16 protein-coding genes and 1 pseudogene are annotated in these 21,117 nt (G+C 40.7%); 6 read left to right on the top strand and 11 right to left on the bottom strand.

What is annotated here, in order from left to right:
* Positions 1 to 185: 185 nt before the first annotated feature.
* Positions 186 to 2,084, top strand: coding sequence for an excinuclease ABC subunit UvrC (gene uvrC / locus H6G32_RS12190; RefSeq protein ID WP_190458502.1), 1,899 nt, complete (start codon positions 186 to 188; stop codon positions 2,082 to 2,084).
* 20 nt (positions 2,085 to 2,104) lie between these two features.
* Here the strand turns inward: uvrC and H6G32_RS12185 are convergent, their stop codons facing one another.
* On the bottom strand, positions 2,105 to 2,461 hold the full coding sequence (locus H6G32_RS12185; protein WP_190458500.1) for a hypothetical protein: 357 nt from the start codon (positions 2,459 to 2,461) through the stop codon (positions 2,105 to 2,107).
* A gap of 658 nt (positions 2,462 to 3,119) precedes the next feature.
* Here H6G32_RS12185 and H6G32_RS26770 point away from each other — a divergent pair.
* Complete coding sequence (locus tag H6G32_RS26770; RefSeq protein WP_242046570.1) at positions 3,120 to 3,299, top strand: replication restart DNA helicase PriA; 180 nt, start codon at positions 3,120 to 3,122, stop codon at positions 3,297 to 3,299.
* Between the two features lie 156 nt (positions 3,300 to 3,455).
* On the opposite strand, the gene rlmN is transcribed toward H6G32_RS26770, so the two are convergent.
* From rlmN to lgt, 9 genes are all read right to left on the bottom strand, one after another.
* Positions 3,456 to 4,532 (bottom strand): 23S rRNA (adenine(2503)-C(2))-methyltransferase RlmN, encoded by a 1,077-nt coding sequence (rlmN, locus tag H6G32_RS12180; RefSeq protein WP_190458498.1) that lies wholly within the window; start codon positions 4,530 to 4,532, stop codon positions 3,456 to 3,458.
* A 46-nt stretch (positions 4,533 to 4,578) separates the two neighbouring features.
* Positions 4,579 to 10,005, bottom strand: coding sequence for a trifunctional serine/threonine-protein kinase/ATP-binding protein/sensor histidine kinase (locus H6G32_RS12175; RefSeq protein ID WP_190458496.1), 5,427 nt, complete (start codon positions 10,003 to 10,005; stop codon positions 4,579 to 4,581).
* Between the two features lie 200 nt (positions 10,006 to 10,205).
* A complete protein-coding gene (locus tag H6G32_RS12170) occupies positions 10,206 to 11,630 on the bottom strand; it encodes an ATP-binding protein (protein ID WP_190458494.1) in 1,425 nt (474 codons plus the stop codon).
* Between the two features lie 7 nt (positions 11,631 to 11,637).
* Positions 11,638 to 12,189 carry a heme NO-binding domain-containing protein gene (locus H6G32_RS12165; protein ID WP_190458492.1) on the bottom strand — a complete coding sequence of 184 codons (552 nt, stop codon included), beginning with the start codon at positions 12,187 to 12,189 and terminating at the stop codon, positions 11,638 to 11,640.
* Between the two features lie 224 nt (positions 12,190 to 12,413).
* A complete protein-coding gene (locus H6G32_RS12160) occupies positions 12,414 to 15,332 on the bottom strand; it encodes an ATP-binding protein (RefSeq protein WP_190458490.1) in 2,919 nt (972 codons plus the stop codon).
* 270 nt (positions 15,333 to 15,602) lie between these two features.
* Positions 15,603 to 15,956, bottom strand: a complete 354-nt coding sequence (locus H6G32_RS12155) for a phenylpyruvate tautomerase MIF-related protein (protein ID WP_190458488.1) — start codon at positions 15,954 to 15,956, stop codon at positions 15,603 to 15,605.
* 237 nt (positions 15,957 to 16,193) lie between these two features.
* Positions 16,194 to 17,006: a precorrin-4 C(11)-methyltransferase gene (gene cobM / locus H6G32_RS12150; RefSeq protein WP_190458486.1), complete on the bottom strand. Its 813-nt coding sequence runs from the start codon at positions 17,004 to 17,006 to the stop codon at positions 16,194 to 16,196.
* Between the two features lie 47 nt (positions 17,007 to 17,053).
* Entirely contained in the window at positions 17,054 to 17,335 is a 282-nt protein-coding gene (locus H6G32_RS12145) for a hypothetical protein (RefSeq protein ID WP_190458484.1), read from the bottom strand.
* Positions 17,332 to 18,204 (bottom strand): prolipoprotein diacylglyceryl transferase, encoded by an 873-nt coding sequence (gene lgt / locus H6G32_RS12140; RefSeq protein ID WP_190458482.1) that lies wholly within the window; start codon positions 18,202 to 18,204, stop codon positions 17,332 to 17,334. Before lgt ends, H6G32_RS12145 begins: the two co-directional genes overlap by 4 nt.
* 221 nt (positions 18,205 to 18,425) lie before the next feature.
* On the opposite strand from lgt, the gene coaD reads away from it, so the two are divergent.
* From coaD to H6G32_RS26765, 4 genes and pseudogenes are all read left to right on the top strand, one after another.
* Entirely contained in the window at positions 18,426 to 19,001 is a 576-nt protein-coding gene (gene coaD / locus H6G32_RS12135) for a pantetheine-phosphate adenylyltransferase (RefSeq protein WP_190458510.1), read from the top strand.
* Complete coding sequence (locus H6G32_RS12130; RefSeq protein WP_190458480.1) at positions 18,887 to 19,579, top strand: DivIVA domain-containing protein; 693 nt, start codon at positions 18,887 to 18,889, stop codon at positions 19,577 to 19,579. Before coaD ends, H6G32_RS12130 begins: the two co-directional genes overlap by 115 nt.
* A 315-nt stretch (positions 19,580 to 19,894) precedes the next feature.
* Complete coding sequence (locus H6G32_RS12125) at positions 19,895 to 20,518, top strand: Uma2 family endonuclease (RefSeq protein WP_190458477.1); 624 nt, start codon at positions 19,895 to 19,897, stop codon at positions 20,516 to 20,518.
* Positions 20,519 to 20,717: 199 nt separating this feature from the next.
* Positions 20,718 to 20,945, top strand: a pseudogene (locus H6G32_RS26765) (AAA family ATPase); the annotation flags it as partial.
* On the opposite strand, the gene H6G32_RS27400 reads toward H6G32_RS26765, so the two are convergent.
* Positions 20,839 to 21,114: a transposase gene (locus tag H6G32_RS27400; RefSeq protein WP_190458508.1), complete on the bottom strand. Its 276-nt coding sequence runs from the start codon at positions 21,112 to 21,114 to the stop codon at positions 20,839 to 20,841. The pseudogene H6G32_RS26765 and the gene H6G32_RS27400 overlap by 107 nt on opposite strands.
* Positions 21,115 to 21,117 lie beyond the last annotated feature (3 nt).

Raw genomic sequence — 21,117 nt, 5'->3', positions numbered from 1 at the left:
ATAAATATCAAGAACCGTGGGACGCACGGTCTTAAAGCTCAATTAATGTCCTCATAGAGGAGTCGTTGAGAAGCCCACACTCACCTGAAAGGGAGTGTGTGGAGTATGTCACGTCAATCTAGGTTAACAGGTGGATAGTTCATAATAGAGAAGGGCAAAGAGAATAAAATTCCCTAAATATTGTTGTGACCTTATCTGCTCAAACGCTACCACTGGTGAAAGATCCAGAACGACTGGAAAATCGCCTCGCCGAAATTCCACCGGAACCGGGGGTTTATTTGATGCGGGACAATTGCGATCGCATTATGTATATAGGTAAATCGCGAAAATTGCGATCGCGTGTTCGTTCCTATTTCCGAGACGCGCACAATAAAACAGAACGCATCAAAACAATGGTCAAGCTGGTGAGTGAAATTGAATTCATCGTCACCGATACCGAATCTGAAGCCTTGGCCCTAGAAGCTAATTTAATCAAACAACACCAGCCATATTTCAACGTCCTACTCAAGGATGATAAAAAATATCCCTATCTCTGCATCAGTTGGTCAGAAGATTATCCGCGAATTTTCATCACCCGTAAACGCCAATTTGGCAAAGAAAAGGATAAATTTTACGGGCCATATACCGATTCTGGTCTATTGCGAGAAATAGTAGGCTTATGCAAGCGCATCTTCCCCTTGCGACAACGACCTAAACCACTATTTCAAGACCGTCCTTGCTTAAATTATGATTTAGGCATGTGTCCGGGTGTCTGTCAAAAATTGATTTCCCCAGCAGAATATCGCCAAATCGTCCAAAAAGTGGCGATGGTGTTCCAAGGTAGAACTCAGGAACTAATTGATATTTTGACAGAACAAATGCAAACAGCCGCAGAATCCCTCAATTTCGAGTCAGCGGCGCGAATTCGCGATCAAATTTCTGGGTTAAAGTCCCTGACAGCAAATCAAAAAGTTTCCCTACCAGATGACACAGTGTCACGGGATACAGTAGCACTCGCCGCTAACGAACAAAACGCCTGTATTCAATTATTCCAGATTCGCGCTGGACAATTAGTTGGACGCTTGGCATTTGTAGCGGATGCTCAAGCCGAACCTGGAGCTATTTTACAACGAGTTTTAGAAGAACATTACCAAACCGCCGACGGGGTGGAAATTCCCACAGAGATTTTAGTGCAGCATGAGTTACCAGATGGGGAGATATTGGCAGATATCTTAACTCAACGCAAAGGTAGAAAAGTGACAATTCTCACTCCCCAACGCCAAACTAAGGCAGAATTAATCGAGATGGTGGAGCGAAATGCCGAGTATGAATTGCAGAGAATGGAGAAATTAGGCAATGTCTGCGACGGGCTACGCCAACGCAATCTCCAAGCAATGGAAGATTTAACCGCCATTCTCGATTTACCCGACTCACCCCACCGCATCGAAGGTTACGATATTTCTCACATCCAAGGTGCAAATGCAGTAGCTTCTCAAGTCGTGTTTATTGATGGTTTACCCGCAAAGCAACACTATCGCCACTACAAAATCAAAAATCCCACAGTCACAGCCGGACATTCTGATGATTTTGCGAGTTTAGCGGAAGTTATCCAGCGGCGTTTTCGCAAGTATGCAGAAGATCCACAATTAACAAGGGTGGGTAATTCTGACTGGCCTGATTTAATTATGATTGATGGCGGCAAAGGTCAGTTATCCTCAGTTGTTGGTGTTTTGCAAGAGATGAATTTATTAGAAGACTTACGCGTCGTCAGTTTGGCGAAGCAGCGAGAAGAGATTTTTTTACCGGGAGAATCTCAACCTTTAGAGACAGATGCAGAACAACCAGGAGTGCAGTTGTTGCGGCGGTTGCGGGATGAAGCACACCGATTTGCTGTGAGTTTTCATCGTCAGCAACGCAGTGATCAATTAAAGCGATCGCGTTTAGATGAAATTCCCGGTTTAGGACACCATCGCCAAAAGCAGCTTTTAGGGCATTTTCGCTCAGTCGATTATATTCGCCAAGCCACACCAACACAACTAGCTGAGGTAGCAGGAATTGGCCCACATTTAGCTCAAGAAATTTATGACTATTTTCATCCCTCTTGAGGTAGAAAGAGCCATGGCGCTCAATTTTTTTGTTTAAACCCGGTGTTGTTTCGTTTGAGCAAGGCCTGGGTAGCTGCTTGTCTGCGAAGGGTGTCATATAGGCTAACTCCCTGGCGTAAAGTAGCAGACTGACTTGACATCCGGTGTTTTGGCGCCTGGGCGTCAATCCAATCGCGCTGTGCGATCGCCGCTTCTTCCACAGCCTTTAGACGAGACTCGTCGCCAATCTCTTGGGCATAGTGCAGGGCGGCATACAAAGCATGGTAAGCCGTTTCGTAATGTGCCTCCTCAATAGCCTCTTGGCTAATCGCCATCAACTTTGAGTAAATATCGTCATCTTTTTGAGCTTCTTTGACAAAATCTGGCAAATTAATCATTGTTCATCCTTAAAGTAGCAATAGCTAACGTTCTAGCTGAGACAAAATTTGCTATCTCTGATTTATCTATGAGGTGACTCAGCACGGGCTACGCTAACAGCACCCATGAAACTACTCCCACGGGGATAGCTATATGGTGGAAATTTATCTTTTCTGCCAAGTTTTTTTATCCATCTAAGGAAGGTTTTTTTCCAATCCCCAATCCCAGCCCGCATCAGTTTTGTCTAAATTAAATCTGGACTAGCTGATCAAGGGTCATTAAATATTAATTAAACCTTAAGATAAATATTTTGTTACTTAAATTACAGTTTTTCTCAGCTTTTGGCTATTGAATACAGAAGTAAGTATTGTTTGAAGATAGTTATAAACAAGGTTATCTCAAAGGGTTAATTACAGGGATCAGTCTAAATCTAAGCGATATTCATTGCTAGGATGAATTTATATCTCTAAAGTATGATATTAATTTACCCTAGGTGCTACTATCATAAGTAAGTGAAAAACAAAAAATTTTCAATGCTTAAAGTTTTTACAACATAATTAGTAGCTCATCTTGTGACTTGTTGTTAAAGTTTTGCAAACCAGAATATTTGCTGGTTAAATTTAAAGTTTCAATTTAAAGTTTTTTTCCAAAACAATCATTACAACCAGGGGATTTAAAATGCAAGTAATACAAAAGGTTTGCTGTCCAAACTGTGGCAGTGCAGCTGAACGTCACTACATTTCTGATAATCAATTAACCCGGACACAGTGCCCAACTTGTGACTACTTAATGATCACCTGCACCCTTACTGGAAAAGTGATTGAGGCTTATGCCCCAGGTATTTACGCCAAAAGGTAAATTAGTGCTGACGCGATTTGCATTTGAACAGGCCATATTGTAGAAATGACAAATCAATCGTCTCTACAATGGTTTTAATTACCAATATCTAGCCCATTCAAAGAATGTAGGACAGGCATCTTGCCTGTCATTAACTCATTAATATTAATTAAAACCTCAAAACTCAGATTTGCTTGTTCTTAGTTGTCCACAAGCAGCGTCAGCTTCTAAACCGCGGGAGTAGCGGACACTAACGGCAGTGTTTTGTTGCTGGAGGATTTTCACGAAGGCATCAATGCGATCGCGGTTAGGGCGTTTATAGTCTACTTCCTGGATGGGATTGTAGGGAATCAAATTTACATGACTTTGAAATCCCCGCAGACATTTTGCCAGTTGTAAAGCGTGTTCTGGCAAATCGTTTACCCCAGCCAGGAGGACGTATTCAAAGCTAACACGGCGTCCAGTAATTTCCACATATTCCCGACATTCAGCCAGCAAATCTTCTAGAGGATAGGGTTTAGCGCTGGGGATCAGTTTTTCTCGTAAGGCTTGGTTAGGTGCGTGCAGACTAACAGCGAGAGTGACTTGCAAATTATGTTGCGCTAACTGACGGATGCGATCGGGAATACCCACAGTAGAAACAGTAAGCGATCGCTGTCCTATGCCCACATCTTGATTCAGGGATCTAAGAGATGCCAGGACACTCTCCGTATTCAACAACGGTTCACCCATCCCCATAAACACGACATGACTCACCCGTTGCTGAAAATCTTCTTGGACAGTCAACACCTGATCTACAATCTCCGAGCGGGTAAGGTTGCGTTTGTAGCCACCCTTACCAGTAGCGCAGAAATCACAGGCCATTGGACAACCCACCTGAGTAGAGACGCATACCGTTAAACGCTTATCGCTGGGGATACCAACAGTTTCCACAATTAGCCCATCTGCAAGTTGCAGCAGATACTTAACAGTGCCATCGGGGGCAACTGAGCGGTAATGTAGAGTAGAGCGCCCGATGGGGACTGCTGCCACTTCTGCCCGCCAATTTTTAGAAAAGACAGAAATATCAGCAAGCGATCGCACCCCCTTTTGATAAATCCACTCATGCAATTGCTTTCCTCTATAAGCTGGTTGTCCCTGCTGCTGCACCCAAGCGGTTAACTCCGCAACAGAAGCACCTAGTAGGGGAGGAATGAGTTCTGATTTTTTGGGGATGGGTGAGTTAACCTGAGACACAAGCGGCGTAGCAGACATAAAAAATCACGAGTTGATGCTGGATCTCTATCCTACACCCGCCATATCAACTTGTCTTGGCTGTGGTGCTGTATTCCATAGGAATTTCCATCACAAACTCTGCCCCCTGTCCTGGTTCAGAAATGCAATCTATCCTACCTTGATGTTTATCCACAACAATTTGATAGCTGATAGATAATCCTAAACCAGTGCCTTCTCCCACAGGTTTAGTAGTAAAAAAAGGATCAAATATTCGTTGCTTAACCGCTTCAGTCATCCCACATCCATTATCTTTAATAGAAATTCTTACCCAATCACTATTGATAACTTGAGTGTGAATTGTAATTGTGCTCAAATAATTTTTTCTTTCTGCTGGCGACAATTCCTTGTTATGCTTGCGCAAAGCATCAATCGCATTATTAAGGACATTCATAAACACTTGATTCAGTTGAGAAGCATAACAATTTACCAAGGGTAAATGAGCATATTCTTTAATAACTACAATTTTTAAATCTCCTGATTTATCTTTTAACCGCGGCTGTAAAAGCATTACTGTATTTTCTATACCCTCGTGGATATCTACAGCCTTTAAATCAGCTTCATCAAGGCGTGAGAAATTCCGTAAACCCAGAACAATTTGGCGTATTCGCGCTGCTCCCAACTGCATAGAACGGATAATTTTGTTCAAGTCTTTTCCCAGAAAATCTAGGTCTATTTGTTCTGTAACTTGCTGAACTATAGGCGTAGATTCAGGGTATTCTTGCTGATAGACATCTATCAAATGCAGTAAAGATTCAATAGAATTTTTAGCAGGTTCAATATTTGCGTAAATGAAATTTATAGGATTATTTATTTCGTGAGCAATACCTGCAACCATCTGCCCAAGACTAGACATTTTCTCTGTTTGAACCAGTTGAGTTTGGGTAACTTTGAGTTCATGTAGTGTTTGTTGTAATCGTAAATTTTTATCATTTAATTCCTGAGTTCTTGCAGCTACTTTACCTTCTAAATTGGCATAGAGTTGGGCATTTTCTAGAGAGATAGCCGCTTGGGAAGATAGGAGCTTTAATATTTGCAACCTCTCAGCAGTAAAAGCTCCAACAGTCAGGGTATTTTCTAAATAAAAAATACCAATGAGTTTACCTTGATTAAGTATAGGTGTACATAATATAGATTTAGGCTGATATTGAATAACATAAGTATCGGCAGCAAAATTTGTTTCAGTGGTAGCATCATTAAGCAGTAGATATTCTCTAGTATGGGCAACATAATTAATTAAGCTAACTGGAATATCTTGACTACTAGTAACCGGGGTAGATTGCAACTCACACTGTTGCTTATCTTGGGATTGAGCTACAAGTATTAAATTCTCGTCTTGTTGTAGAATCAATGAAGCTTTTTCGGCTCCTACATTCTCTAAAATCACTTGCATCAGAGTATGCAGTAATTTATCAACTTGAATTTCTGAAGAAATCGCTAAAGATGCCTTAGTAACAGTTTCCAAATCCAACATAGCCAAAATATCTGTACTGCTGGAGTCATTTACAACAGTACTGATTAAAGCAACCGAATCACTTTCATAATTACCGATTATTGTTGGATTAAGGATTGGTGCAAGTAACTGAGCATAGCATTCTTCTAAATCTTCAACTTTTGCCTTAGCTCCCCAATGACTATAACAATAGTAAGCATCAATCAAGTAGATTTGAGCAATTTTTTGTTTACCGCAGACAATATAAAACTCAGCAGCAAGTTCATTTGCCAGGGCTTCTTCTTGAATGTATTTATTTTCTTTAGCTCCTCTAATTGCTTGGTCATAAAGCTCAATAGCCTCCCAATTATTCCCTAAAACCCTGGCTTTTTCAGCTTCTATTAAATCCAACTTATGTTGATAATTATTGGGCGCATTAACAGCCCAATAATTCATTATTTCTTGATTTTCAACAACTTGTTTTAAATATTGTTCTTGCTTACTGCTATCCTGGTTATTATATTCAGCCAAAAGAGCAAGAGAATAGTAAAAATTGTGTTGACTGACAACTATTTGTCCACTAACAGAATCTATATATTGTTTTGCCAAACTAGCACTGTCAACCGCACTCTTTCTTTGTTTAAACAAGTAAAAAAGTATAGTTTTAACTAGATACACAGAAAATAAAATGTTATAATTATTTGTTTCTATCAAGCTTGGTATCGCTTGAGACTGGTTGAAGTAACTTCCATTTAATTCGTATTTATCAGCAGTAACTTCCAACAAATTAAATACCATCTGCTTCCATAAGCTCTGAACATTAATAGTCCATTGTTGCTTCAGATTATGCATTAAAATACTATACTGATCTATATCTTTAAATACAGATACTAAATTGTCTCCAGTAAACAGAATATTATAGATATGATTAACAGAACAATAGCCAACATATTCTATATCGCCAACTTCTAAGCCACATCGGATATTTTCTCGTAAAGGTTCTATTGATTGTCTAATGTGCAGTTTCCAACATTTAATACTAGAATTCCAAAAAATCAGTACCCTGAATTTGATTTCTGGCGCCACCAATTTATCTAATAACTTCAAAGCAAGTTTGCCGTAGCGATATCCAGAATCAATATCAGAAAGCAAACCGCACAGCAGCATACCGTAGAAAACATACCCGTAAGCAGAAGCCGAAGAATTTCCATATTTAATAGATAGATTTATCATTGTAACTACGATCGGCATCAATAAGGCTGGATTTGCAAAATATGCCGCAGAAGATATGCTAATTAAAACCCGCATAGCGGCAATTTTATCAGGAGCCGTCATTGTGGATAAATAGATTAAATCATCAATATTCAAATCTTGAGGAAGTGCTTGCTCTAAGCTAACTCCCAACATATCCAGTAATTTCAGCCCTGTATCAATAGCCAATTGCATCTGGACTTGAGCTATATAAATCTGTATTTCAGCTTCATAAACCTTCACCTGGTCAATTAAAGTTCTTGCTTGTTGCTGAACTATTTTTATGTAGGTTATTGCTTGTTCAAAGTTAATGTTTAAGTATTCTGCTTCCACTAATTCTACATAAATATTAAGTGTCAGGTAATACTCTTGCTGCCAACTATCTGCTGCTAGCAGCCCTAAACCCAAATTCAAATACCTGACAGCAGCATCATAAGCTGTAGCTAATTTGGCTTTTTGACCTGCAAGCAAATTGAGTTTAGCCAGTTGATATTTTTCTGACTGACTGATGATTAAATCAACCCCGATATTCAACTGGTTAACTATCTCAAAAATATTTTCTTCCAGTTCTGCTGAAGTGGTATTTTGTAAAATCAGCCGACCAATTTTCAAATGAGTCGCTTGTTTATCGACTGCTGGAATCAGATAATAGGCTGCCTGCTGTACTCGATCATGGATAAATTTGTAGTTAACTGTCAGTTGTTTATTATCTGTTATCCAGCGTTGATCATCTTTACTTACTGACTCATTTTGATAAAGCTTGTAAACTTCATCTTTTGGTAAAATCAGCCCTTTTTGTAATGCTTTCCACAAATCAGATGCTGTTTCTACTTCTGATTTTTGACAGACGATTGACAAGGTATGTAAATCAAATTCGTTACCAATACAAGCTGCTATCTTTAAGGTGTTCTGGATACTCTCTGCTAATTTTTGCAATTGTATTGCTAGTAATTCGACAACATTATTTTTGATATAAATATTTTGTTCTTCGCTAATATTATACTGCCAATATCTAGCATCCAAATTAAAGGTTATTAACCCATCATCACGCAAAAATTTTAGTAACTGACTAGTAAAAAATGGGTTTCCTTGAGTTTTAGATAACACCAATTTAGTTAAAGATACTGCTTCATATTCTGGACAATTAAGAGTATCAGCTATTAAACGATTTAGATTAACTTCATCCAGCGGCTTTAGGGTAATTTGATTGACTGTTACCTGAGATTGAAGAAGATCATCTAGAGTTATTTTGAAAGGATGTCCGGGATTAACTTCATTATCCCGATAAGCGCCGATTAACAACAAATACTTGACATCTGCTTCAGTCATTAGCAATTGAATTAACTTCAAAGAAGCGGAGTCTGCCCATTGTAAGTCATCCAAGAAAATTACTAGTGGATGTTCTTTTGTTGCCAATACCTGGATGAATTTGCTAAAAAGCAGATTGAAGCGATTTTGGGAAGCACTACTTGTGAGTTCTACTACTTCTGGTTGCTTGCCAATAATCAGTTCTAATTTGGGGATGATATCAATCATCACCCTTCCTTGTTCTCCTAATGCTGATAAAATCTTAGCTTTCCAATCTAGCAACTCGGCTGTACTTTCCGTTAGTAATTGCTCCATGAGACTGTGGAAGGCTTGCACTAATGCCGAAAACGGTATGTCCCGCTGAAATTGGTCAAATTTACCAGAGATGAAATAACCTTTTTGTCGAACAATTGGTTTATGAACTTCATTGACAACAGCGGTTTTACCAATGCCAGAAAAACCAGCAATTAACATGAATTCTATGTTGCCAGTACTGACGCGATCAAAGGCATTTAATAATGTGGCAACTTCTTCTTCTCTACCATAAAGCTTTTCTGGAATCAGGAAGCGATCGCATATATCTCTTTTTCCTAATTCAAAGGATTTAATCTCACCTTGATTTAACAACATCTGCTGACAAACTTCTAAATCATATCTAATACCACTAGCTGTTTGATATCTCTTTTCAGCCGTTTTCGCCATTAACTTCATGATGATTTTAGCCACATTTTGGGGAATCTGGGGATTAATTTCCCTCGGACTAATAGGTTCCTTGGCAAGATGGCAATGCACTAACTCTAGAGGATTAGTACTCTTAAACGGTAATTGTCCTGTGAGTAGTTCATAAAAAGTCACACCGAGGGAATAAAAGTCGGTGCGGTAGTCAATCCCTCGATTCATTCTTCCCGTTTGTTCTGGAGACATATAGGCCAGTGTGCCTGATAAAACATTCGGGTTTTTAATCTCGGCATTTTCTTTAGGCAAAATGGAAGAAATACTAAAATCTATCAGCTTAATTTGCTTGCTTAGTGGATTGATTAATATATTTCTAGGTTTGATATCTTGATGAATAATTCTATTTTGATAGAGAAATTCTAGGGCATCAGTAATAGCAATAGCAATGGAGAAAAACTCCTCTAATTCGAGAGGTTGGAAGTTGGCATATTGACTCAAAAAGATGCCCCCAAAGTCTTCTAAAATTAATGCATAACTGTTGCCGTATGGTTCTAGGCTGTAGCATTTTATAATATTGGCATGGTCAATGTGCTGGGCAATCGCAAACTGATTTCTAAACAAAATCAGGTCACGAAATTGGGGATACTCTGCGTTAAGAATTTTAATGATGACTGGCATCTGCGTCTTCTCTTGGTAAGCGCGATAAACAGTGGTTCTCGCACCAACATAGATCAGTTCAGTAATTCTATACCCAGGAATCGCGATCGCAGAGATGGAATTATTAATCATAAGGCTACTTGACTGATTTTTTTTGGATCTACATAAGTAGTATTCCCAGTAACATAACTAATATAACAGTCACTGATCTAGTTAAGTAGAATTTCAGGCATGGGATGTTAAATCCAGTTCCCTTATGTGTAATCAAAGAACCCCACCCATTAATCAACGTATTTCAGACACCATCTCTGCTTTCTACCTACTTTTGTTGGTTAAATATCTGCCGATTGCTTCTGGTAAAGAGGGATCTGAATTAAAAACTCTGCCCCCTGTCCAGGTTCAGAGACACATTCTATCTTGCCACCATGTTTTTCCACCACAATATGATAGCTGATTGATAATCCTAACCCTGTGCCTTTACCTACAGGCTTAGTAGTAAAAAATGGGTCAAACAATCTTGACCTAACTTCCTCTGTTATTCCGGGCCCATTATCTTTAATACTAATTTTTGCCCACTGCTCATTTTCTAGTTCAGTACAGATGAAAATCTGACCATTTTTTTTAGTAATTTCTTCTTTTAAGCCGGACTGAAGCGGCGATTGTAAAGCATCAATTGCATTACTAAGGATATTCATAAATACCTGATTCAATTGCCCCATATAACATTGAATCAAAGGCAAATCGCCATATTTTTTGATAATTTCAATTGACGGAGTATTAAGTTTATCCTGGAGACGATGCTGTAAAATCAACAGTGTGCTATCAATACCTTGATGAATATCAACGAATTTCATTGCTGTTTCATCAATGCGTGAAAAATTCTGCAAAGTTCGCACAATTTCACGGATGCGATTAGAACCAAGTTCTATCGAAGATAAGATTTTTGGTAAATCCTTGATGATAAATTCTAGGTCATTCTTCTTGAGTAGTTCTTCGATTTGTGGGTGAGGTTGAGAATTATGCTTCTGGTACAAGTCGATTAAACTCAGTAAATACTGAGCGTATTCTCTAATATATTTGATGTTGCCATAAATGAAGTTAATCGGGTTATTAATTTCGTGGGCAACACCAGCGACTAATTGACCCAGACTAGACATTTTTTCAGTTTGAATTAATTGAGATTGGGTATGCTGCAACTCCTTGAGAGTATGTTCTAACTTTTTGGCTTGTGCTTCAGCAGTGTTAGCGAGATTTTTTTGAACTGCTAAGGCTTCTTGTAACTGTGCCTGTTTCTGAGTCAGTTCATTTGTTAAATTTTGAATATCCTCCAAAGCTGTATTTTTTCCTTGTTGTAAAAAAATTAAGTCAACAGTCTGGTCGTGAATTGCAAAGTCGTTTAGTTTCAAACCATAGGAAGCTAGACTAGTTGTATCTTGTACCCAAACAGAGCAAAGAAAAAACATAATGTCTTGCTCCTGCTTATATATCATTTGTCCTTTAAAATTCATCCCATTATGCAGGCATTTAAACAGAAACAAAGAGTTTATCCGTTTAGTGATGGCTGTAAATTCAATCTGAATTTTGGGACGTAGAATCTGGAAGTGTTGCTCAATTAAACTGCCTACTAAAGGATGTGGGTGAATACGTTGTAAAACCTCTCCAACTTGTACAATCGTTCTGTCTCGATTAAACACAATATGAAATGGAAAGGCTTTGACAAATGACTGTGGTGGAAGATTAAACTGTGGGGAAGTCATGAGGTGGTCAGTTAGGTTTATACTCGATCACAAAAGCATCATGTTCGGCGCCCTCTTCTCGATTTTGAGTCTGGGTAATCTTAACTGCTGTATTAAACCTTGTCCCTAAACCCTTAATCAGTCCCGTAACCATTGGAGCTAGTCCCTGACGCTGTGAATGGTAGTGCAATTTCAAGGAGTTATCCTCTACTTGATTACACTCAAAGGAAGGGGGATTGTATTGTGGGAAAATTACACCCAAACGAGTATGAATATCATCTAAATTATCCAAAAAATCGGGCAGCGTATCACCGCCCATGTCCATGATTTCACCATACCCTGCCTTGCCAGTATACTGTATCCAATACTCTCCAAAGGCTTCCATAACTTCCACTGTCGATAAGCCCACAATTTCACTTGTGACCTTGACTAATCTGTGAGTCAGGTCATCAGGATATTTTTCCATCCTTAAAAAGGAATCTACTTGAACTTCAGCCTTTTGTTTAATTGCCTGCCAAGTTTCTTTACCAAAGCGTTCGCATACCATATCCTGAATAGCTTTGTTTATTAAGCCGTACATCTGTGTATCCTATAAGTTATGTAGCTTTCATTTCATAGTACCCTGTCGGTCTATTCAATAAACATTTTTTATTGAGAGATTATGTCAAATTAACAATAAAATAAAGTCAACTACCCACAGAGAGATTTACCTCGCTAAAAAATCAAACCTAGAATGTTTGAAATATCTAACAATATCGACTATGGACTTTAATTATTTTCGGTCAGTGCGTAGGTCTTACTCACTTAAACCATATTTATTTTTGTTGGTTGGTTTTGCTGAATGGGAATCTCAATCACAAACTCTGCTCCTTGTCCTAGGGTCGAAACACACTTGATTTTTCCGCCATGCTGATTCACGACGATCTGATAGCTGATAGATAATCCCAATCCTGTGCCTTTGCCTACAGTCTTAGTAGTAAAGAAGGGGTCAAACAATCGCGACTTGACGAATTCTGTCATTCCGGAACCATTATCTTTAATTTTGATTGTCACCCATTGTTGGTTGTTTAGTTGTGTGCTGATAGTAATGACGCTTTTGTGTTTTAGCCTTTCTTGTTTTGAGCGTTGCTGATCCTGCTGTTCCAAAGCATCAATTGCATTACTGAGGATATTCATAAACACCTGATTTAATTGTCCTGCATAACACTCAATCAGAGGCAATTTGCCATATTGTTTGATAACTTCAATTGATGGATAGTGAAGTTTATCCTGGAGACGATGATTTAAAATCAAGAGTGTGCTATCAATGCCCTGATGGATATCAACAGGTTTCATATCTGCTTCATCAAGCCGCGAAAAATTACGCAAAGTTAGCACAATTTCGCGAATCCGAACAGCACCAACTTTGATAGAAGACAAGGTTTTAGGTAAATCCTCAATGAGAAAGTTAAGTTGGATATTTTCAATCCAGTCTTGAATTTCTCTGTTGGTCTGAGGATAGTTTTGCTGATATAAATTGACTAAAGTTAGTAAATCCTGAGTATAGTGATCAACGTGGCTGAGGTTCCCATAAATAAAACTAACTGGGTTGTTAATCTCATGAGCAACACCAGCAACTATTTGACCTAGACTAGACATTTTTTCAGTTTGAATTAATTGAGATTGGGTAATTTTTAAATTCTGCAAAGCGACTTTTAGCTGCTGTGCTTGTGCAGTAGCCGTGACTGCGAGTTCTTCCTGATTTCGCAAGGCTTGTTGGAGTTGTACCTCTGCCTGTTTGCGCTCAGTCACGTCTCGCAAGATGACAATATATTGTTTGAGAAACTGCTGGCGGTGTTGGGAAATTGTCGCTTCGATGGTGCGTAAGCTTTGACGCCATTCTAAGGTTTGTTCACTGCGGTTTTGCCAGGTTGCGGGATTTTCTGGCAGTCCTGGCAGAAAATTGTTCAGTCTTTGCCCCAACAGAGTGTATTTGTTGATGCCCAAGAGTAACTCAGCTGCTGGATTTGCCTGATTAATTACTCCGTCTTCATCAACTACCAAAATAGTATCCAAAACGGTGTCAAGGGCTGTGATAAAAAGATTTTCTGCTTTTTGGCGAGCTTCATCAATAGCCGCAACCTGTGGCAAGCTAGTCCAGCAAGCAACCGCCACACTCACAAAAGCGATCGCGATCAGCAAGACAACAAATAGATCCTTGCTAGCACGACTGAGGGTCTCATCTAATATACCCTTGACTACCCAAGTGACGGTGACAGCAGTACAGACAAGCAGCAGTAGGACTACCACCTGAGTTGCTACAAAATCTTTTTTAGGATTATGGGCTTGTATGCGATCGCGTTCTATCCACCAATTGGGATGGAAGGGCGCCCAGGGAAGACGACGAATCGCAACATCTACAAATATAATCACTATGGGCAAAAGCATCCCTACAGTCCAATCTTGCCAGCCCCAAGCCCAGCCACCCACAACTAATACAACAGCCTCCATCAAAAAAATACCCAGTGACCACCAGGGAGCTAGTGCTTCTGGGTGTCGCCGGCGCAGCCACATTCCTAGATGGATTGCCATCATCGCCACCACGTAGCTAGTACCAGCCACCATCACTATGCGAGATACATCGCCCCAAGCTAAACAGATGAGGCTGAGTAAAAGGGTAAACACCAGACTGGGTACAAGTACACCCCGATGAGACAAAACTGCAAACACAGGGGACAAGTAGCCGTCAATCGCCAGTTGGTAAAATATTCGGGGAGAGTTAGATACTGCTGTCGCTGAACTCAGGAATGCTCCACAGACGATCAGAAAAGTCACCAAAACTGAAGCCGACTCACCCCAAAATGGCATAGCTGCTGCTAACAGGTTGGAGAAAGTATCGTCTCCAAGTTGTAAACCCGTATTTAAACGCATCATCACCCAAGAGCCACCCAAATAAACGATGGGGATGAGACTTGCTGTCAACTTCAGAAAACGCAAAGTTTCCCCAGGCTTTTTGCTATCGGCGATAAATGAGGAAGCAGATTCCCCAGCGTAGGTTCCATAGATAGCGATGAAAAACCACTTCGCCCAATCTACAAAATGCAGAGATGTTGGATTGAACATCTCTAAGGGTGGGAAAAAACCAGGACTGGCTGGAGAGTATGCTAACCAGCCCAAACCTTGAACGCAAAAAACTACTAAAAAGCCGATTGCCGGCAGAACAAAAAATAAGTGCAGGATGCTTGAGGCGCGAATACTGCTAAAAGCTAAAATAAAGGGGATTAATGTAAAACCAATTTTCAGTAAAGTCTCTGGACAAGCAATATTTAAAGATGCTAGCTGAATCTTGATTAAATTAGTTAATATAATAGCGTTGATTGGTGGTACAGATACCCAACCCATCAAATAGCCGATTGCTCCATAAGTAGCTAAATATGGATAGTCTTTCAGCAATTTAGTGATATAGTTGGGCGTACCTCCAGCCGTGTCTGGATAATGTATTCCCAAGCGGTATACCTGTAGGTTCAGCAGCATAGACACTATTGCAGCTGGCAACCAGACCAACATAGCTTGAGTCCCAAGGGCTATGTGGATACTGGGTGCAACTCCCAACCACAACAGCAAGCCACTCAGACTAAATCCTCCTGTTTCCAGCGCACTTAAAGTTCTCTCTAGCCTCAATGGCTGCTGATTTCTCCGCTCGCTCAAACTAAAATGACGATGTTCTGAAGTATTCCCATTCATCAGCGATATTTCAGCTAAATAAACTACAATTCAACTAAGTAAAAATCCGTCTACTTAATTTAAGTAATAAGCCAGATATATACCTGATGAATGTATTAATCACAATTCCTTACACAGAATTATTATTTTCAAACAAATTAATCATCATACCTTCATATAACTGTTAGTTTCAAACAGGATTCATCTAGGGTTATCTTAAGCTGCCAGTATTTTGTGTAACTATTTGAAACACTAGCACTGGCGATTGTGTAAGGCAATTTTCTAGAGAAATTAACCAAACGTTGTGCCGTTCCAACCCCACATCGCACCCTTGGCATCTGCAAACTCTATGTAAATGCGATTTTTGGGTACACCTAGCGCCTGGTTAATCTGTTGGCAGAAGTCCTGACTCATAGCCTGGGTTTGCTCTGGTTTCATAGTGCCGATGCTCTTAATTTCTATATAGCAAACTGGGTCAGTAGTGCCAGCAAAGGTCATCGGGATTTCCGGTTCAAAAGCTGTCATGACATAAGATTCTGGTTTGCCTGTATGCTTGGCTAACTTGGCTGATAGGCTTTTGAGCATAGCCTCAACCTCAGCTTTTTCAGGAGCAGATACAGAAGTTTGCACTTTAACTAATGGCATAATAATAAATTCAAAATTGCTAACTTTGATGGTGGTAATCACTATGTTAAGTTTATCGAATTACGGCGGTAAGTAGGCGAGAATAAATAAAAATCAATTAGCTCGTAGTGAGGACTTTAGTCCTCAAGACAGGACTAAAGTCCTTACTACAAACTTTTAATTATTGACGTTGCACTACTTACAGAGGGGGAGATGAAGCCTTAAAAATTAAGTATTTATCTCCCACTTCTCCAATTTTTACTGATGAGACGAACGAAACAGATGACTATGTTCGGGATGATATAAACGCGATCGCGTCCCTTTTGCTGGCAAGAGTGCTGGACTAATTACATAAAGTGTAGTCCGATGCAGTTGTTCTTCATGAGTACAATCTGCCAATTGGTTGAGAGGAACAACCCTGATTTTTTCATCGGGCCAACCGATGCGAAAGCAAATCGCCACTTGGGTTTCGGCTGGATAGTGTTCCAGTAATTTAGCTTGGGCATCTTCGACGTGACGCGCACTCAGATATAAGCAAAGACTAGCTTGGTGTGCTGCTAAAGAAGCTAATTCTTCCCTTGGGGGGACTTCTGTGCGGCCACTGATTCGCGTCAAAATAATAGTTTGGACTAAACCGGGGACAGTCAGTTCTATTTTGAGTTTAGCAGCTGCAGCTTGAAAGGCACTGATACCGGGTATGACTTCAAAGGGAATGTCTGCCTCTGCCAAGAGGTGCATTTGCTCGTGGATAGCACTGTAGAGACTAGGATCGCCAGAATGGAGACGAACTACAGATTTATGCGATCGCACCCCTTCAATCATGATCGGCAAAATCTCCTCTAAAGTCTTATTCGCAGTCTGAATTATCTGGGCATCTTGGCGACAGAGATCCAAAATCTCTTCTGGTACTAAAGAATCAGCAAACAAAATCACATCGGCAACAGCCAGCAGTTTCTGCGCCTTGACTGTTAATAAATCTGGATCTCCCGGGCCTGCGCCCACAATATACACCCCTGGGTTGACAGGATTTAGATAGCTCCTATCACAGAAAATATCCGTATTTACACTCATGAACGCCTACACAGCAACTCTGCAAAAAAAAACTTTTTGGCATTTTGTCAGTATCTTTCCGGATTTACCCCCATTGCCCAGTAGATAGAAATGGTAGATGCACCCTGGTTAAGCCCTAGAGAAAACTCTGGGGCATTTTTTATTTTTGGTAATGGGTAATTGGTAATGGGTAATTGGTAATGGGTAATTGGTAATGGGTAATGGGTAATTGGTAATGGGTAATTGGTAATGGGTAATGGGTAATGGGTAATGGGTAATGGGTAATGGGTAAGAGTTTTTCCCAATCCCCAGTTCCCAGTAAAGAGTCCCCAGTAAAGAGTCCCCGTCACTCCAGCGCCCCATCCCCTTTTAAGGGAGATACTACATCAGGCAAAGGGCGTCTTAGTAAGTACAGCCAAGCTAACCCGGCTAATCCCAAGCTAATTCCCATTAAACTCACTACCTGTGCCATGCGCAGTGGCCCCAACATCAAGCTGTCTGTGCGAAAGCCTTCGATCCAAAAGCGTCCTAAACTGTAGGCTACCCAGTAAACTAGAAACAAAGTACCTAACTTTAGGCGTGGCCTACCGGATAAAGCACGAAAAAACAAAACGATTAGCAGGGCAAACACCATTAAATCCCACAAAGATTCGTAGAGAAAAGTGGGATGGAAATACTCAAAATTAGCCAAGTTAGGGGGACGACGTTCCCAGGGAATATAAAGCTTCCACGGTAAATTGGTGGGACGGCCAAAAGCTTCAGAATTAAAGAAATTCCCCCAACGTCCGATCGCTTGTCCTAAAATCAGCGAAGGAGCAACTAAATCTGTTAGTTGCCAAAAAGAAATTTGCTTGAGTTTGGCAAAGATTAACGCTGCCACAACCCCACCGAGAATTGCTCCGTGAATGGCAATGCCTCCTTGCCATATAGCAATGATCCGCTCTGGATGCTGGGCGTATTCCGACCACTGAAACAAAACGTAATATAGCCGCGCTGCGGGAATCGCCCCAATCACGAGCCAAATTGACAAATCACTCAGCAACTCCGGATTAACGTGACGACGCTTTGCCAAGTACTGGGAAAGGCTGACGCCAATTAACACGGCTGAGGCAATTAACAAGCCATACCAGCGGATAATTATTGGCCCTATTTTCACCAGAATCGGTCCTGGAGAAGTAAATTGAAACGCCAAGGGCAAGGCGGGAAAATCCAGTGCCATGGAAAATTACCTAGAAGAATTGAAGGAACCAACGCCCCATTAGAGATACGACATCTCCAATGTCCATGCTAGTTCCTAATGCGCCGTTGAGCATAACTTATACCACTACAACAATTGAACTTAGCACCCTTGAACAGGAGCGGGAGATGTTAAATTTGAGTAAGTTAAAATAAAGTGCTTTGGATATAATCACGGAAAATAAGTTTGATCTATCTAAAATTGTGATTGCTATTTATCCCGGTAGCTTCGACCCCATCACCTTGGGACACCTTGACATCATTCAGCGCGGCTGTCGGCTGTTTGACCAGGTGATAGTCGCAGTACTGCGAAATCCTAACAAAATGCCACTGTTTACAGTCCAGCAACGGCTAGAACAGATTCGCTTAACTACAAAACATCTACCAAATGTAGAAGTTGACAGCTTTGACGGTCTGACTGTCAACTATGCCCAAATGCGACAGGCACAAGTTTTAATCAGGGGATTACGAGCGGTTTCGGACTTTGAAATCGAGCTACAAATGGCGCACACTAATAAAACACTTTCAACTCAAATAGAGACAGTCTTTCTGGCTACCTCGAATGAGTATAGTTTTTTAAGTAGTAGTGTGGTAAGAGAGATTGCAAGGTTTGGTGGCTCTGTCGATCATCTTGTTCCTCCACACATTGCCCTAGAGATATACCAATGCTACGACCACAATTCTCCCAAGTCGAATCCAATCATCACGGAAACAATCTCCCCCCTCAAGACTATGCCAATGGAAACTCCCCCGGAGAAGCTTTGCGAACAGGAGGGGTAGACATTCAGCAGGAACTCAACCGCCTAGAAGAAATTATTCTTTGTAGTCTACGGATTCCACTGACGGGGCGCACATTGGTAGATGAAGAGAAGCTGTTGGAACAGCTTGATTTTATTCGGCTTTCTTTACCATCAGTTTTTCAGGAAGCGGCAGTGATTCTGGAACAAAAGGAAGAAATTCTTCTGGAAGCAGAAGAGTATGGACAGCAAGTGGTTGATGCTGCTCAAGCAAAAAGAGCACAAATTTTGGCTGAAAGCGATATTATCAGACAGGCAGAACGGGAAGCTGAACAACTGCGGCGACAGGTGAAGCAAGAGTGTGACGCTATGATGCAAGACACCCTGGTGGAAATTGAACGCAAGCAGCGTGTCTGTCTGCAAGAATTGGAGGAAATGCGACAAACTGCTTTAGCCCAAGCTGAACAAATCGAAGATGGCGCTGACGAATACGCTGATGGCATCTTGGGAAATATTGAGCAGGATCTCCAGGATATGCTGCGAATTGTTACCAACGGACGGCAACAACTGCAACGAGATACGCCACCGCCGAAAAATTCATCTAATTCTAAGAAGAGATAAGCTGAAAGTAATTCAAAATTCAAAATTCAAAAAGCCAGTACCGGAGAGTATCCTGGTTGATAGATGTATGCAAATTTAATTTGCCACAGCTTAAGTAATTAAGTGAGAATCAATCAATCAAAGTATACCGAGTAATGTGAAAAATATTAAAATCGGCTCGTAGTCAGGACTTTAGTCCTATTTTCTTCCTCTAAGAATCGCTCACTACAAACCTTTAATTCTTTACGCCGACCTACTTGGTTCGGGAAGTTACTACTTATTTTGATCTGATTTTTCTTTGATTCGCGACCACAGTAAACGACATAATGAGGTTTTATGGTTCAAGCTTTACCGAAAAACATCACCTTTGCGAAATTTCTGGACTGGAAGCCAGAGGGTGAACGCTATGAACTGCGCGACGGCGAAATTATTGAGATGCAGCCAGACGAGATACATGAAAAAATTACTGGTTTTTTGGCTACAGAACTGGCCGCAGAGTTTGGGCGGCTGAATCTCCCTTATTTTATGCCCCAGCAAGCATTGGTGAAAGTACCAAGCAGAGAAACCGGCTATTCGCCAGATGTGCTGATCTTAAATCGCCCTGCCTTAACAGCGGAACCTTTATGGGAAAAATCCTCAACCGTGACTCAAGGGGCATCAATTCCCTTAGTGATTGAAGTTATCAGTATCAAATGGCGAGTTGATTACCTTGATAAGGTCAGGGACTATGAAGCAATTAATATTCCTGAATACTGGATTGTTGATTATCTCAGCTTGGGAGGTAGGCGCTATATCGGTAACTCTATAGAACCGACTATCTGTGTCTACTTTTTGGTGGATGGGGAGTATGAGGTTAACCATTTTAAGGGCTCAGACCTCATTAAATCACCAACGTTCCCAGATTTGAATTTGACGGCTCAACAGGTGTTTCAGGCTGGGGGGAGTAGTAAGTTAGTGTAGTCGGTGAATAAGTATATTTCACGGATATGAGTATTAGTTCCAAAAATTACAATTAATACTGTCGCTTTGCCAGAGGTATACCCAAGCAGACAAAAATCTCTCAGGTTCTACAGTCACAATAGATAAGAGAGGTTTAATCTGTTTGTGTGAGCCAGGTCTGCTTGGCACATTTACATTTTTTGCCAACAGAGGAATATTTATGCTGACTAGATTAAAAGTTTCTGGTTTTAAGAACCTTGTCGATGTTGATGTCCGCTTTGGGCCATTTACCTGTGTAGCTGGTGCTAACGGTGTCGGCAAGTCTAACTTATTTGATGCTATTAGATTTTTGAGTGCGATCGCAGATCGTCCCTTAATTGATGCTGCCTTATCTGTGCGCGATGGAAAAGGCCGAACCGCTGATGTACATCTTCAATTCGATTCATTTGGGGACTATAGGGAGGGAGAAAAAAGACGTATAAACCTTGTTGTTGCCAACGTTGGTGCTGCTGGCGAGCCAAATAGCTTTTATGGACAGAGGCATTATCATGAATGATCACGGTGATTTGTCCAGTTTCAAGTAAGCGATGAGCAGCAGTTTGAGCCTGCCAGTCCATAAG

It is taken from the genome of Cylindrospermum sp. FACHB-282, from assembly GCF_014697195.1.
Classification (GTDB): domain Bacteria; phylum Cyanobacteriota; class Cyanobacteriia; order Cyanobacteriales; family Nostocaceae; genus Cylindrospermum.
Note: the sequence above shows the minus strand (reverse complement) of the source record. Positions and strands in the feature narration are given on the sequence as shown.